This window comes from Streptomyces sp. NBC_01171 (assembly GCF_045039805.1).
Lineage (GTDB): Bacteria > Actinomycetota > Actinomycetes > Streptomycetales > Streptomycetaceae > Streptomyces.
Window position 1 is genome coordinate 3,438,913 of the sequence record NZ_CP108609.1, and the last position, 13,504, is coordinate 3,452,416.

Sequence of the window (13,504 nt, forward strand, 5' to 3'; positions counted from 1 at the left end):
GCCCGGATCGACCCTCACTACCCCGCGTCCTCCGGGTACCAGCGCAGCTCGATCGTGTTCCCGTCCGGGTCCTGGATGTAGATCGACGTCGCCTCGCCCCGCGCGCCCGAGCGTTGGACCGGGCCCTCCAGGACGGTGAAGCGGCCGGTGGCGATGACCTCGGTCCAGTCGAGGGGGTCCACGACCAGGCAGAAGTGGTCGACGTTGGACTCGTGCCGCGGGCCCTCGACGATGTCGATGATCGTGTCCGGGGAGATGCGGACGGAGGGGAAGGGGGCCTTGCCGGCGCGCCATTCGTCGACGTTCTCGGGCTGGAGGCCGAGGAGGGTGGTGTAGAAGCCGAGGGAGCGTTCGACGTCGGCGACGTTGAGGACCAGGTGGTCGAATGCCTTGACGCGCAGGGCGGGCACTTTTTCCTCCAGTGAGGGTGGGAGTGGAGACGCTTCTACGATCCGCCGGTGCCGGGGTCACATCAAGCGCTGATCGGCTTAGGGTCGTTGAGCCTGATTAAACGCCGGGGGGACGCATGTGGGAGCGGTTCGAGATCGAGTCCTTCCTGACGCTCGCGGAGGAGCTGCACTTCGGACGGACCGCCGAGCGGCTGGGCGTGACGACCGGGCGGGTCAGCCAGGTGATCCGGAAGCTGGAGCGGCGGATCGGGGGTCCGTTGTTCGAGCGGAACAGCAGGAGTGTCCGGCTCACGGCGGTCGGACAGCGCCTCGCCGACGACCTCGTGCCCCTGGTCGACGGCATGGCGGACGCCCTCCGCCGGGCCACCGACGCCAGCCGCGGGATCACCGGCGAGCTGCGGGTCGCCTTCCTGGGGGAGTGGACGGCGCCCGCGCTGCTGAAGGCGGTCGGGCTGTTCCGCGAGCGGCACCCCGAATGCCGGGTCGTCGTACGGGAGGCGCAGCTCTCCGACTCGCGCGCGAGCCTGCTCGACGGCTCGGTGGACGTGCTGATCGCCTCGTACCCCTTCGACGGGATGGCCTGCGGGACTCCCCTGCTCGTGGAGGAGCGCGTGCTCGCCGTCCCGGCCGGGCATCCGCTCGCGGGCGAGAAGTCCGTCTCGCTCGAGGTGCTCGCGGACCACCCCGTCGTGCAGTACCCGGCGGTCACCTCCGCCGCCTTCAAACGGGACCGCACCCCCGGCCGCACCCCCTCGGGCCGCCCGATACCCAAGGGCCCCGCCGGAGCCTCCTTCTCCGAGATGCTGACCCTGGTCGCCCTCGGCCTCGGCGTCCTCCCGGTGGGCGAGCACTCCCGCCACTACTACCCCCGCCCGGACATCGCCTACGTACCCCTGCGCGACGCCCCGCCCATCCGCCGGGGGCCGGTGTGGCGGACGGGGAACACGACGGCGCGGGTACGGGAGTTCGTACGAGCCGCAGCGGACGTGGCACAGAGTCAGGGCCCCTGCCACCAGCCGGCCGACGGTGCTCTCGGCCGAGCGTGAGGAACACGGCGACCGACGTCGGGCGTGCCGGGTCCCGCGGCCCCGCGAGATCCCGACACAGCCCCTAACCCCCCACCCTCCGCGCCGCCGACCCCAACGTGGCCCGCGCCTCCGGTTCCGGCAGCCCGGCATCGCGGGCCGCGTCGAGCAGCGGTCCCGCCAGCGCCACCCCCATGCCCTGCTCCCAGGCCCGGCACGCCGCCCAGAAGAGGCGGGAGTTGCGCTCGCCCTCGTGCGCGGTGCGGACGAAGTGGACCAGTGCCGCACCCCCGTCGGTGGAGTCCGCCCGCGAAGGCCCGGGTGGCGGGGGCAGGAGCAGGTGCAGCAGGGCCGGGGGACAGGGCGCCGGGCGGAGATGGGCGGTGCCCGGCGCCGTCACGTACGTACCGCGGGTGCCCCGTGAACCGGGGCCGACGAGGTAGCCGCCCGCGCCCCGGATGTCGATGCCGGGGGCCAGCCGGCTCGCGGAGTTGGGGACCGCCACGTCCGGTGGGCCGGTGAGCCAGAGATGGCGGCCGCCGCTCGGGGTGAGGACGACGACCGTCTCGGGGATGGTGAACCGGTGCCGCACCGCCAGGGCGCGCAGCGCGGCCGGGGAGTCCGTGCCGGGCTTGGTGTCCAGGTCGACGCCGATCAGATGGTGCGGGGGCAGCCCGCAGGCGATGCCGTAGCCGATGGCCCAGGGCGCGGCGGCGAACAGCGCGCGCACGCGGGCGGGGTCCGCCGAGGCGTCGTGCACCCCGTGCCCGAGCCGGCCGCACTCGCCGTGGCAGGGCGGGTGCGCGGGGTCGTCGTGGTGCGGGGAACGCAGCGCCGGGAGCTTCCGCCGGGACAGGGGTATGACGGCCAGCCCGCGCTCGGCGGCCGACAGTGCGTGGGCGAGGGCCGACGTCCTGGCCCGCCGGTCGGAGGTGGCCATGCCTTCATGGTCGTACGTGCGTTCGAGTATGGGAAGTGGGCGGCGATGTCCGGTCTGAACCACAGGGAGAAGAAATGTGGCGATGGGGGTTTATCGACTTGTCATCACGCTTGCGTGGTAATCGGGCCCCCTGGGGAGATTGGGACGGGGTGAGACGGGCAGTACTCCGGTGCGACGTCGTACGAACGAGTCGGGATGGTCGGCCAACCGCCCTGACTCAAGCCGTAGTCGGGTCTGGAGGAAGAGATGGACAGCAGTCACCGCGGACCTCTCCGGTGAGCCGGGGGCGGGGTCCCTGGGGAGGGGCTCCGCCGGGGTGTGCTTCGGGGTCATGACAGCGGCGCGGCCGGCACTTCGGTGCCCGCCGCGCCGCTGTCGTACGCCCGCCCGCGCCCGAGGCGTACGTGTGCCTCGCCCCGCTCCGGGAACCCCTCCGGGACAACCCCCAGGCCGGGTGGACGTCCACTCCACCTTCAGGAGGTCCGGCGAACCCCACCCCTACAACCTGAGGCGGACCCGGCTTCGGGACCTCCGGCCGATCCCCGGCGCCCTACCCGCTCCTAGCGTGGAGACATGACCGCACCCGTCTGCACCAGCGCCTCGGCCGCCGCCGCACCAGCGCGGCAGACTCTCCCCCACCCCCGGCTCGCACCGGCCGCGACCGCGCTGTACCCCTCCTTCGCCTCCTACGTCCGCGCCCGCCACCCCGCCCTGCTGCGCACCGCCCGCTCGCTCACCGCCAACCCGAGCGACGCCGAGGACCTGCTCCAGACCGCGCTGGCCAAGACGTACGTCGCCTGGGAGCGGATCGAGGACCACCGGGCGCTGGACGGCTATGTGCGCCGCGCCCTGCTCAACACCCGTACCTCGCAGTGGCGCAGACGGCGGGTGGACGAATTCGCCTGCGACGAGCTGCCCGAGCCCGAGCCGCGTTCCGCCGCCGACGACCCGGCCGAACGGCAGGCGCTGCGCGACGCGATGTGGCGGGCGATCCTGCGCCTGCCCGCCCGCCAGCGGGCGATGGTCGTCCTGCGCTACTACGAGGACCTCAGCGAGGCCCAGACCGCCGAGCTGCTCGGGGTCTCCGTCGGCACCGTGAAGTCCGCCGTCTCCCGCGCCCTCGGCAAACTGCGCGAGGACCCGGAGCTGGGTCTCGCCCACTGAGAAGCACCGCCGGGAGGTGCAGGACACAGCGCCGACTTTCCCTGCCCTAGTGACATACCGCTCGGTATGTGCGCAGAATCAGCGCGACTCTACTTCCGTACAGGCAACGCTGCCGGGGAGGACGCCCGCCGTGCTGAGCACCATGCAGGACGTACCGCTGCTGATCTCGAGGATTCTGACCCACGGCTCCACCGTGCACGGGTCGTCGCGGATCACCACCTGGACCGGCGAGGCCGAGCCGCACCGGCGTACCTTCGCCGAGATCGGCACCCGCTCGGCCCAGCTCGCGCACGCCCTGAAGGACGCCCTCGGGGTACGGGACGACGACCGGGTCGCGACCCTCATGTGGAACAACTCGGAGCACGTGGAGGCGTACTTCGCCATCCCGTCCATGGGCGCCGTGCTGCACACGCTCAACCTGCGGCTTCCCGCCGAGCAGCTCGCGTGGATCGTCAACCACGCCGCCGACCGCGTGATCATCGTCAACGGCTCGCTGATCCCGCTCCTCGCGCCCCTGCTGCCCCAGCTCCCCACCGTCGAGCACATCGTGGTGTCCGGCCCCGGCGACCGCGCCCCGCTCGCGGGCGGCACCGCCCGGGTGCACGAGTACGAGGAACTGCTCGCCGGGCACCCGGAGACGTACGACTGGCCCGAGCTGGACGAACGCCGGGCCGCCGCCATGTGTTACACCTCCGGCACCACCGGCGACCCCAAGGGCGTGGTGTACAGCCACCGTTCGGTCTACCTGCACTCCATGCAGGTCAACATGACCCAGTCGATGGGCCTGACCGACCAGGACACCTCGCTGGTGGTCGTCCCGCAGTTCCACGTCAACGCCTGGGGCCTGCCGGACGCCGCGTTCATGACCGGCGTCAACCTGCTGATGCCGGACCGGTTCCTCCAGCCCGTGCCGCTGGCCGAGATGATCGCGGCCGAGCGCCCGACGCATGCGGCCGCCGTCCCCACCATCTGGCAGGGCCTGCTCGCCGAGCTCGGCGCCAACCCCCGCGACGTCTCCTCCCTCGTCCAGGTCACCATCGGCGGCGCGGCCTGCCCACCCTCCCTGATGGAGGCGTTCGACGCGCTCGGCATGCGGGTCTGCCACGCCTGGGGCATGACCGAGACCTCCCCGCTCGGCACCGTCGCCCGGCCGCCCGCCCACGCGATCGGCACCGAGGAGGAGTTCGCGTACCGGCTCACCCAGGGCCGCTTCCCCACCTCCGTCGAGGCCCGCCTCACCGGCCCCGGCGGCGAACGCCTGCCCTGGGACGGCGAGTCGGCGGGCGAGCTGGAGGTGCGCGGCCCCTGGATCGCGGGCGCCTACTACAACGGCCCCGACGCCGAACCCCTGCGCCCCGACGACAAGTTCAGCGCGGACGGCTGGCTGAAGACCGGCGACGTCGGCACCATCTCCCCCGACGGCTACCTCACCCTCACCGACCGTGCCAAGGACGTCATCAAGTCCGGCGGCGAATGGATCTCCTCCGTCGCGCTGGAGAACGCCCTGATGGCCCACCCGGAGGTCGCCGAGGCCGCCGTGGTCGCCGTGCCGGACGACAGGTGGGACGAACGCCCGCTGGCCACCGTCGTGCTGAAGGAGGGCGCGGAGGTCGGCTTCGAGGCGCTGCGCGTCTTCCTCGCCGAGGAGTGCGGGATCGCCCGCTGGCAGCTCCCCGAGCGCTGGACGATCGTCGAGACGGTCCCGAAGACCAGCGTCGGCAAGTTCGACAAGAAGGTGCTGCGCAGGCGGTACGCGGACGGCGAGCTGGACGTCACCCGGCTCTGAGCAAAGGGCGGGCCGGGGGTACGAACACCCCCGGCCCCTTTGTCAGTTGGTGCCGATCCTGGCCAGCAGGTCCACGATCCGGCCCTGCACCTCGTCGCTGGTGGAGCGCTCCGCGAGGAACAGCACCGTCTCGCCCGACGCCAGCTTCGGCAGGTCCGCCTGCTCGACCGCCGCCGTGTAGACGACCAGCGGGGTCCGGTCGAGCTGCCCGTTGGCGCGCAGCCAGTCCACGATCCCCGCCTGGCGCTGCTTGGTCTGCATCAGGTCCATCACCACGAGGTTCGGCCGGAACTGCCCGGCCAGCGTCACCGCGTCGGCGTCGCTCGCGGCCCGCGCCACCTGCATCCCGCGCCGCTCCAGCGTCGCGGTGAGCGCCAGCGCGATCTCCGCGTGCTCCTCGATCAGCAGGACCCGAGGCGGATGCTGCTCGCTGTCGCGCGGCGCCAGCGCCTTCAGCAGGACGGCCGGGTCGGCGCCGTACGCCGCCTCGCGGCTCGCCTGGCCGAGGCCGGCCGTCACCAGCACCGGCACCTCGGCGGCCACCGCCGCCTGGCGCAGCGACTGGAGCGCGGTCCGGGTGATCGGGCCGGTCAGCGGGTCCACGAACAACGCGGCGGGGAACGCCGCGATCTGCGCGTCGACCTCCTCGCGGGAGTGCACGACCACCGGCCGGTAGCCACGGGTGCTCAGCGCCTCCGCGGTCGTCACGTCCGGCGCGGGCCACACCAGCAGCCGACGCGGGTTGTCCAGCGGCTCCGGGGGCAGCTCGTCGTCCATCCGCTGCGGACGCGGGGTGTCCGCGACCTCCACGGCACCGCCGGGACCGTCCAGCGGCTCGGGCCCCTCGGCGGCGTTCGCGTCCGGCGCCCCTATGGCGTACGAGCGTCCGACGCCCTCGGTGCCCGGTGCGCGGCGCGGCTGCGCGGGCGTCGGCGCGGCCTCGGGGTGCGGGCGGGCGCCCGCCTCGGGCTGCGCCTCGGGGCGCGGGGGCGGGGTGCCCAGCTTGCGGCGCCGCCCGCTGCCATTGGTCGCGTGCGGGGGCGGGGTCGCGGTCGGCTGCTGCACCTGCGCGGCCTGGCGCACGAACGGCACGCCCTGCCCCAGCGTGCGCACGCTGATCGCGCGGCCCTGGGTGGAGCCGGAGTCGGGCGCCTCGGCGGGAAGGGGCTGCGCGGCCCGTGCCTGCGGTGTGAACTGCGGCGGCAGCGCGGCACCGGGCAGACCCGCACCCGCCGTGTCGTCGTCCTCGTCGTCGGGCCACGGCTGCGGGACCGGCGCGGGGGCGGCCGGTGCGGCGCCCTGAGCTGCGGCGGGCGCGGCCTCGGCGGGCAGCGGCTGCGCGGGTACGGCCGCCTCGGGGGCGGTCGCCTGCGGGGGTACGGGGAGAGGCTGGGCGGGGGCCGTGGCCTGTGCCGGGATCACTGCCTCCTGCTGCGCCGGCTGGGCCACGGCCCGGCGGCGCCTGCCGGTGGGCGCGGTGGTCGGATGCGGCTGCGGAGGCGTGTGGTCCTCGGACTGGTCCACGGGTACCGCGTCGTGCCGCCCGCCGTCGGCGGGCTCGCCCTCGGCGGGGGGCTGCGGGGGTACGGGGCCGGACTGGGCCGGAGCCACCGGTGCGGGGGCCTGAGCCGCGGCGGGGACCATGCCCGGAGCGGTGCCGGTGGCGGTGGCGGTACCGGGGGCGGGAGCGGGGCCCGGCGTCGGGGCGGGGCCCTGTGCCGGGACGGCTCCCACGCCCGGAGCGGCACCCGGCATGGGAGCCGGACCCTGTGCCGGGACCGGGACCGGACCCACACCTGGAGCGCCACCCGGCATCGGAGCGGCACCCTGCGCCGGAACCGGTCCCACACCCTGACCAAGCCCCTGCATCGGAACCGGACCAACCGCCGGACCGGCGTTCACCGTCATCCCCGGAGCAATCCCCGCCCCCGCGGCCGTACCCGCACCAGGAACCGGAGCCCCCGGCAGCGGACCCACCCGCACGCCCGGCGCGGCCTCGGGTTCCGGCGTCCGGTCCGCCTCGGCGGGCGGCAGGGCGAAGACCGTACGCGCACCCGTGTCCTGCGCGGCCGCACGCTCGGCCGCGGCGGCCAGCGCGCGGCGGCGACGGCCGGTCGGCTGGGCGTCCTCGGACGCGCCCTCCGTACTCGGGGCGGGGAGCGCGGGCGGCAGGGCGGCCTGCTCGCCGGCGCCCTGCGGGGCCCGCTGCCCGGCGGGCACCGGTACGCCCTGCGGCGGCACGGCACCACCAAGTCCCGTGTTCGAAGCGGCGGTCCCGGCAGCCTGCTGGGCCGCCGTCATCACGGCACCCTCGGCCGCCACCCCGTCGCCGACCTCGGCGGGACGACCCCGCCGCCGGCCGGTGCCGCTGGAAGCCGTCTCCGCGCTCTCGATCGCGACCGGTGCCAGTTCCTCGGGAGCCGGGGCACCGCGCCTGCGGCGCCGCCCGGTGGGCGCGGGAGCACCCGGCGCGTCGGCCGCCTCGGCGCCCGCGATCTCGCTCTCCAGGAACGCGTCGGTCGACGACCGCCGCGCCCGCCGCCGGCCACCCTGCTCGCCCGCGTCGCCCACGAGGGCGACCTCGGCGCCGGTCGACACGGCCTCGCGCGGGTCCGGGACGCGCGCGGCGACCGTACCGGCGCCGCCGCCCAGCGGCACTTCGAGGACGTAGGCACGCCCACTCATGCCCGGCACCTCATGTGTCTGGAGCACACCTCCGTGCGCCCGGACGATGCCCCGCACGATCGGCTCGTGCACCGGGTCGCCCCCGGCGTACGGCCCGCGCACCTCGATCCGCGCGACCTCGCCGCGCTGGGCGGCCGCGACCACCACGGTGTTGTCCAGGTAACCGGCCGACGACACGGGGGCATTGCCGGTGGCGTCCACGCCCGCGACGTCCGCCACGAGGTGGGCCAGCGCGGTGGCGAGCCGCTGCGGGTCGACCTCGGCCTCGATGGGCGGCGCGTGCACGGCGAACTGCACGCGTCCGGGCCCGATCAGCTCCACGGCACCGTCGACACCGGCCGCGACGACCGCGTCCAGCATCACCTTGGTACGGGCGATGTCCTCGGTGCCGGAGTCCAGGCGCTGGAAGCCGAGGACGTTGTCGATGAGGGCGGTGATGCGGGCGTACCCGGCCGAGAGGTGGTGCAGCACCTGGTTGGCCTCGGGCCACAGTTGGCCCGCGTCGTCGGCGGCGAGGGCGGCCAGTTCACGGCGCAGCTCGTCCAGCGGGCCGCGCAGGGAGGAGGCGAGGAGGGTCAGCAACTGCTCGTGGCGGCCGGCGAGAGCCTCGTACCGGTCCTTCTCGCGCTCGCCCAGGGCGGCGTACCGCTCCTCGCCCGCGGCCAGTTCCTCCTGGAGCTTCTCGCGCAGCTCGGTCAGCTCGGCGGCGCCGCGCTCGGTCAGCTCCTCGACCTCGGTGGCGTGCTTCTGGCGCAGCGCGGTGAGGTCGGCGGCGTGCTCCTCGGCGAGCCGCTCCAACTCCTCGGCGTGCGCCTGCTCCAGCGCCTCCTTCTCGTCGGCGAGGGACTGGTACGGACGCCGGTCGGTGAAGGTCATGACGGCGCCGACGAGCTGGTCGCCGTCGCGCACCGGTGCGGTGGTCAGGTCGACGGAGACCTCGTCCCCGCTCTTGGACCACAGCACCTGCCCGCGCACCCGGTGCTTGCGCCCGGAACGCAGGGTGTCGGCGAGCGGCGAATCGTCGTACGGGAAGGGGGAGCCGTCGGCGCGGGAGTGCAGGACGAGGGTGTGCAGCTCGCGGCCGCCCAGCTCACCGGCGCGGTAGCCGAGGATCTGCGCGGCGGCGGGATTGACCAGCACGACCCGGCCGTCGGTGTCCGTGCCGACGACGCCCTCGGAGGCGGCGCGCAGGATCATCTCGGTCTGCCGCTGCGAACGGGCCAGTTCGGCCTCGGTGTCCACGGTCCCGGAGAGGTCCCGTACGACGAGCATCAGCAGCTCGTCGCCGGTGTAGGACGAACCGTCGTACGCCTGCTGGGGGTTCTCCAGGTTGGCGCTGGTGACCTCGACCGGGAAGTCGGTGCCGTCGGTGCGGCGGGCGATCATCCGCGTCGGCTTGGTACGCCCGGCCGGGTCCATGTGGTCGGGGCGGCGCATCGAGCCGGGGATGAGCTTGGAGTCGAACTGCGGGAGCAGATCGAGGAGGCCCCGCCCCACGAGCGCCGTACCGGGTGCCTCGAACGCCTCCAGGGCGATGGTGTTGGCGTTGACGACCGTGCCGTTGGCGTTGACCAGGAGCAACGCGTCGGGCAGGGCGTCGAGTATGGCTGCGAGGCGAGCAGCGCCTCGGGATGGCCTGCTGCTCACGAGACGCTTCCTCCCTGTCACCGCACCTTGCCGACCGCTCGGGCCATCTTGCCAAGCGGCCCGCGGGGTGTCACGCGAGGGAGTCTAAGGGCTCCGCCCGCGCGGACGGCGCCGGATGGGAGGGAGGTACCACGACGAAGTGACGTCGAACATATGCCCGCATCCCACCACGGGTCGCCTTCCCCGGTACGCGACTTGCCGCCCCGCCACCCTCTGACGTGCGCCCCGGCCCGCCTCCCCGGCCCCCGCCGCCGGCACTCCCCGGCTGCGCAACCACTCCCTGAGACCTTCGCGGGACCTTTACCGGGACGTCCGGGACCCCGTGGCCGGGAGGAACGGCACGAGCCGGTCCCAGCGGGCGATCTCGCAGCCGTTGCGCCGGCTGAAGTCGGCGTCCACGGGGCGGCCGGCCCAGTACCCGGTGACGTGGGCGGTGGCGGGTCCGCCGTCGATCATCGTGCAGATGCTGTCCGGGGGGACGGGGGCGAAGGTGTCCTGACCCCAGCGGGTGTTCTCGTCGAGGACGCGGCAGGCGGCGGCGGGGTCGGGGTGATCACCGGCTTCGGGGTGACAGAAGAGCTGCCGCACACCGTCGCGCCCCGCCCCGGCGCCGTGGACGACGAGGGTGAGGTGGTCGCCGGTGCGGTCGTCGGGGAGTGGGGGTGGGGGGAGGGCGCGGGTGGCGTGGACCGGGGTGGGGGAGGTCGCGTGGATAGGAGTGGAGGCGGGGGCGGGAGCCGCGTGGGCCGGGGCGGCGGCGAGGCCGCAGAGGAGGGAGACGGCGAGGGACGCGATGCCGCGCCGCGGGAGAGCAGTCATACCCACCCCAACGCGCACCCTCGCCGGACGTTGCGCCCCACCTGCGGCGCCGCCCGCGGAAGCGGCTCGCGCCTCGCCGGGAGAAGCCCTTTGCCCTGCGGGCCTCGCGCCTAGTACCGTGGGGGGCGATTGGTGACACCGCGCTTGCCTGTGTCATCATCTGCACGCACCAATCGCGCGCTCGCGTGAGTGGTTGTGCTGGAGGCGTCGCCTAGTCCGGTCTATGGCGCCGCACTGCTAATGCGGTTTGGGTCTTAAAGCCCATCGAGGGTTCAAATCCCTCCGCCTCCGCCCCTGATCCGAAGCCCCGGTCCACCTGGACCGGGGCTTCGGCGTTGCGGGGGTCGGTCCGGGTGCGCTCGTTCGATCTAGGTTTCGACGTTTCCGCAGGTCAGGCGGGGTGCGGGGAACGGATTTCACATGACGGCGGCAGTCATGTAATGTTCTTCCTGTCGCCGGGACAGGCCGAAAGGCCAGGGAAACGGAGACAAAAACAAAAGAACAAGCACTCGTAGCTTAACGGATAGAGCATCTGACTACGGATCAGAAGGTTGCAGGTTCGAATCCTGCCGAGTGCACAGTAAAGAGGCCCCGGAGAAATCCGGGGCCTTTTGCGTTTGCGGTGAGGGGTGGGACGGGGTGAATCGGCCGCCCGGGAACCCGGCTCTCTCCCTGTCACCGTCGCATGGGACGCCCTCGATGCAGCGCAACTGGTGCACGAGTCCGTACCGCGCGGCCGTGCGAGTGGCCTGATCGAGCACGCGGAGCCCATCATCTCGGCGGTGTCCAGCCGGATGCGTTCCATCGGCGAGTCGATGCCCCACTGCCACGAGCCATGTCGACGGGCTTCTTGCGGTTTCGTAAAAGGGGACTCGCTGCTCCCGGATCGGGCCGTAGGGTCCCAGCGCTTGATCTTTTTTGGGGCGCTGCGCAGCGGCGGATCGGCGGGGGCAAGGGGGTGATGTCGATGCAACCCAGGGCGCCGTCGGGATGGTTGCCTGGCGGGTCGAGCTTCGCTGATGCGTCAGGTCGGCTGCTCCGCTCTCGACTCGTGTGCCAGCGCCGTCGCGCGGGTGAACCAGTCCGTGATGACTGCCAGTTCGGCCGGGGTGTAGTCCGCGAACAGCGTCATCAGGCGGGTGTAGTGGGGACCGTACGCCGCCTCCACGCGCGCCACCGCCGCCGGGACCGCCGCCACGCGGACCCTGCGACGGTCCGTGGGGTCGGGGCGGCGGGTTACGAAGCCGGCGCGTTCCAGGCGGTTCAGGATGCCCGTCACCGCGCCCGTCGTCACCTGGACGCGGGACGCGAGGTCGCCGGCGGTGAGGAGGTCCGGGCCCGCCTGGAGGACGTAGCCGAAGCAGGTGAGGTCGGTGACGGTGAGGCCCAGCCGCCGGGCCATTTCCTGCTGGCCGATCAGGTGCGCGGCGATGAGGTCGTCCATCGCGGTCAGCGCCTGCGCGGGGGTCGCGGGCGGGCGGGACTTGCCGTCCATCTTCCTTGATTCCTTAGTTCGTGAGATATTCTAGAGGTAAATCTCTTAGAACGTGAGAGACCTGTAGGAGGCCGTTCCATGAGTCTGTACGACGAGGGTCACACGATCGCCGGGTGGACGGGGTGTGCCATCGCCACCCTCGGCAGTGGTGTCGTGGGCGCGGGAGTGTGCACGGGGTCCGTTCCGGCACTCGTGGGCGGCGGGGTGCTCGTGGCGGTCAGCGTGCTGGTCACCTGGGCGCTGCACCTCACCGGCTGGGGCAAGCCGCCGGGTGTCCGGCCGCGGGAGGAGTGGCGGCTGGGGGTGCGGGACACGCAGGCCCGTGACGGGCACGCCGGGTGCGTGGGATGTGCTCTGGCGGGCCGGCGTCCGGCCTCCGCGCCCGTGGTCACCCGTGCCGAATCGATACCTCTGTCTCCTATCGAGTGAACGTGCCCTGCACCGGCCGTAGTTGCTGATCAGCCTCCCTAGCTTCCGGGGTGGAGGTGATGCTCGATGTACGAGCACGACGACACGACCAGGCTGCCCCAACGGGACGCGATCGACATCGGCGACTTCGTGTTCGCGGCCACCGGAGCACGCGTACGGAGGTTGACCACTCCGGACGGCGAACACTGGTTCCCGGCCGTGGACGTGGCGACGAGGCTGGGGTACGTGAACACCCGGCAGGCCCTGCTGCACCACGTCCCGACGGATGGGCATCAGAGTCTCGAAGATCTTGCACGAAGCGTCTATGGCGGAGACACTTTGCGCAGAATCGCAGGTCACGGACTCAAGAAGTCGATGCGGATGGTGAATCTGCGGTCTCTGATCACCCTCGTGAACGCTTGCACCAAGTCCGAATGCGCCCCCTTCAAAGCCTGGGTCTCCGAAGTCATCGTCGCCATCCAGCGCGACGGCACCTACAGCCTCGACCCCGCCCCACTCCAGACCGCTCCGGGGACCTCGTACGTCATGCCCCCACAGGTCGCCGACGCCATCGTCCGTCTGGAGGAGCGCAACCTCCGCGCCGACGAGGCACTCGCCGCCGCCCAGGCCGAGCACCTCGCCGAACTCCGACGCGCGAACGAAGAGCGCGGCAGGGTCGCCGAACAACTGGGCACCCTCACCCACCGAGTGACCGGCGTCCAAGACGTCCTCACCCGCATCGCCGACGCCCTCGACCAGATCGTCGACCGCATGCGCCCCGTCCCACCCCCCGAGCCGCAGCGAGCACCCCTCACCCCCCAGCGCCTCCTCGCCACCTGGCGCGACCGCAACCTCGTCGTCACCGAAGACGTGCACGCGGTCGCCGCCCACCTGGCCCCCGCCCTGGTCCACGGCCCCGTCGCCTGCCGGCTGGAGGACGTCGCCGCCCGCACCGGCCTCACCCTGGACCGCGTCCACGACTGCGTGCGCATGCTGATCAAGCGGGGCTGCGTACGGCAGAGCGGCAGCGCGGCGGACGGGGTGCCCGTCTACACGCTCCCCTAGCTGAAGAGACAGAGCCCGAAGTCGCACTCAGAGGATGCGGCTTCGGGCTCTTCACGTACC

The 13,504-nt window shown here is 73.0% G+C and carries 10 protein-coding genes and 2 tRNA genes; 7 read left to right on the forward strand and 5 right to left on the reverse strand.

Annotation, left to right across the window (positions count from 1 at the left end):
• Window positions 1–17: 17 nt before the first annotated feature.
• The gene (locus OG448_RS15875) at window positions 18–401 is read right to left on the reverse strand and encodes a VOC family protein (RefSeq protein WP_405558816.1); all 384 of its coding nucleotides are present in this window, start codon (window positions 399–401) and stop codon (window positions 18–20) included.
• A gap of 125 nt (window positions 402–526) precedes the next feature.
• Here OG448_RS15875 and OG448_RS15880 point away from each other — a divergent pair, with 125 nt between their 5' ends.
• Entirely contained in the window at window positions 527–1,456 is a 930-nt protein-coding gene (locus OG448_RS15880; RefSeq protein WP_405554501.1) for a LysR family transcriptional regulator, read from the forward strand.
• Window positions 1,457–1,520: 64 nt separating this feature from the next.
• On the opposite strand, the gene OG448_RS15885 is transcribed toward OG448_RS15880, so the two are convergent.
• The gene (locus OG448_RS15885; protein ID WP_405554503.1) at window positions 1,521–2,375 is read right to left on the reverse strand and encodes a bifunctional DNA primase/polymerase; all 855 of its coding nucleotides are present in this window, start codon (window positions 2,373–2,375) and stop codon (window positions 1,521–1,523) included.
• Between the two features lie 573 nt (window positions 2,376–2,948).
• Between OG448_RS15885 and OG448_RS15890 the strand changes: the two genes are divergently transcribed.
• Both OG448_RS15890 and OG448_RS15895 read left to right on the forward strand, forming a co-directional pair.
• A complete protein-coding gene (locus OG448_RS15890; RefSeq protein ID WP_405554505.1) occupies window positions 2,949–3,539 on the forward strand; it encodes a SigE family RNA polymerase sigma factor in 591 nt (196 codons plus the stop codon).
• A gap of 130 nt (window positions 3,540–3,669) precedes the next feature.
• The gene (locus OG448_RS15895) at window positions 3,670–5,325 is read left to right on the forward strand and encodes a long-chain fatty acid--CoA ligase (protein ID WP_405554507.1); all 1,656 of its coding nucleotides are present in this window, start codon (window positions 3,670–3,672) and stop codon (window positions 5,323–5,325) included.
• A gap of 42 nt (window positions 5,326–5,367) precedes the next feature.
• Here the strand turns inward: OG448_RS15895 and OG448_RS15900 are convergent, their stop codons facing one another.
• Complete coding sequence (locus OG448_RS15900; RefSeq protein WP_405554509.1) at window positions 5,368–9,657, reverse strand: PAS domain-containing protein; 4,290 nt, start codon at window positions 9,655–9,657, stop codon at window positions 5,368–5,370.
• Between the two features lie 300 nt (window positions 9,658–9,957).
• Window positions 9,958–10,476 carry an SSI family serine proteinase inhibitor gene (locus OG448_RS15905; RefSeq protein ID WP_405554511.1) on the reverse strand — a complete coding sequence of 173 codons (519 nt, stop codon included), beginning with the start codon at window positions 10,474–10,476 and terminating at the stop codon, window positions 9,958–9,960.
• Window positions 10,477–10,676: 200 nt separating this feature from the next.
• On the opposite strand from OG448_RS15905, the gene OG448_RS15910 reads away from it, so the two are divergent.
• Both OG448_RS15910 and OG448_RS15915 read left to right on the forward strand, forming a co-directional pair.
• A tRNA-Ser gene (locus OG448_RS15910) sits at window positions 10,677–10,767 on the forward strand.
• 214 nt (window positions 10,768–10,981) lie between these two features.
• Window positions 10,982–11,054 (forward strand) — tRNA-Arg (locus tag OG448_RS15915).
• Window positions 11,055–11,500: 446 nt separating this feature from the next.
• On the opposite strand, the gene OG448_RS15920 is transcribed toward OG448_RS15915, so the two are convergent.
• The gene (locus OG448_RS15920) at window positions 11,501–11,971 is read right to left on the reverse strand and encodes a MarR family transcriptional regulator (RefSeq protein ID WP_405554513.1); all 471 of its coding nucleotides are present in this window, start codon (window positions 11,969–11,971) and stop codon (window positions 11,501–11,503) included.
• 78 nt (window positions 11,972–12,049) lie between these two features.
• On the opposite strand from OG448_RS15920, the gene OG448_RS15925 reads away from it, so the two are divergent.
• Together OG448_RS15925 and OG448_RS15930 are read left to right on the forward strand one after the other, a co-directional pair.
• On the forward strand, window positions 12,050–12,400 hold the full coding sequence (locus tag OG448_RS15925) for an HGxxPAAW family protein (RefSeq protein ID WP_405554515.1): 351 nt from the start codon (window positions 12,050–12,052) through the stop codon (window positions 12,398–12,400).
• 66 nt (window positions 12,401–12,466) lie between these two features.
• The gene (locus tag OG448_RS15930; RefSeq protein WP_405554517.1) at window positions 12,467–13,444 is read left to right on the forward strand and encodes a Bro-N domain-containing protein; all 978 of its coding nucleotides are present in this window, start codon (window positions 12,467–12,469) and stop codon (window positions 13,442–13,444) included.
• Window positions 13,445–13,504 lie beyond the last annotated feature (60 nt).

Excerpts from the sequence above, each read along its gene's own strand:
- OG448_RS15880 (WP_405554501.1), top strand. The coding sequence starts at position 527 with ATGTGGGAGCGGTTCGAGATCGAGTCCTTCCTGACGCTCGCGGAGGAG.
- OG448_RS15885 (WP_405554503.1), bottom strand. The coding sequence starts at position 2,375 with ATGGCCACCTCCGACCGGCGGGCCAGGACGTCGGCCCTCGCCCACGCA.
- OG448_RS15890 (WP_405554505.1), top strand. The coding sequence starts at position 2,949 with ATGACCGCACCCGTCTGCACCAGCGCCTCGGCCGCCGCCGCACCAGCG.
- OG448_RS15905 (WP_405554511.1), bottom strand. The coding sequence starts at position 10,476 with ATGACTGCTCTCCCGCGGCGCGGCATCGCGTCCCTCGCCGTCTCCCTC.
- OG448_RS15920 (WP_405554513.1), bottom strand. The coding sequence starts at position 11,971 with ATGGACGGCAAGTCCCGCCCGCCCGCGACCCCCGCGCAGGCGCTGACC.
- OG448_RS15925 (WP_405554515.1), top strand. The coding sequence starts at position 12,050 with ATGAGTCTGTACGACGAGGGTCACACGATCGCCGGGTGGACGGGGTGT.
- OG448_RS15930 (WP_405554517.1), top strand. The coding sequence starts at position 12,467 with ATGTACGAGCACGACGACACGACCAGGCTGCCCCAACGGGACGCGATC.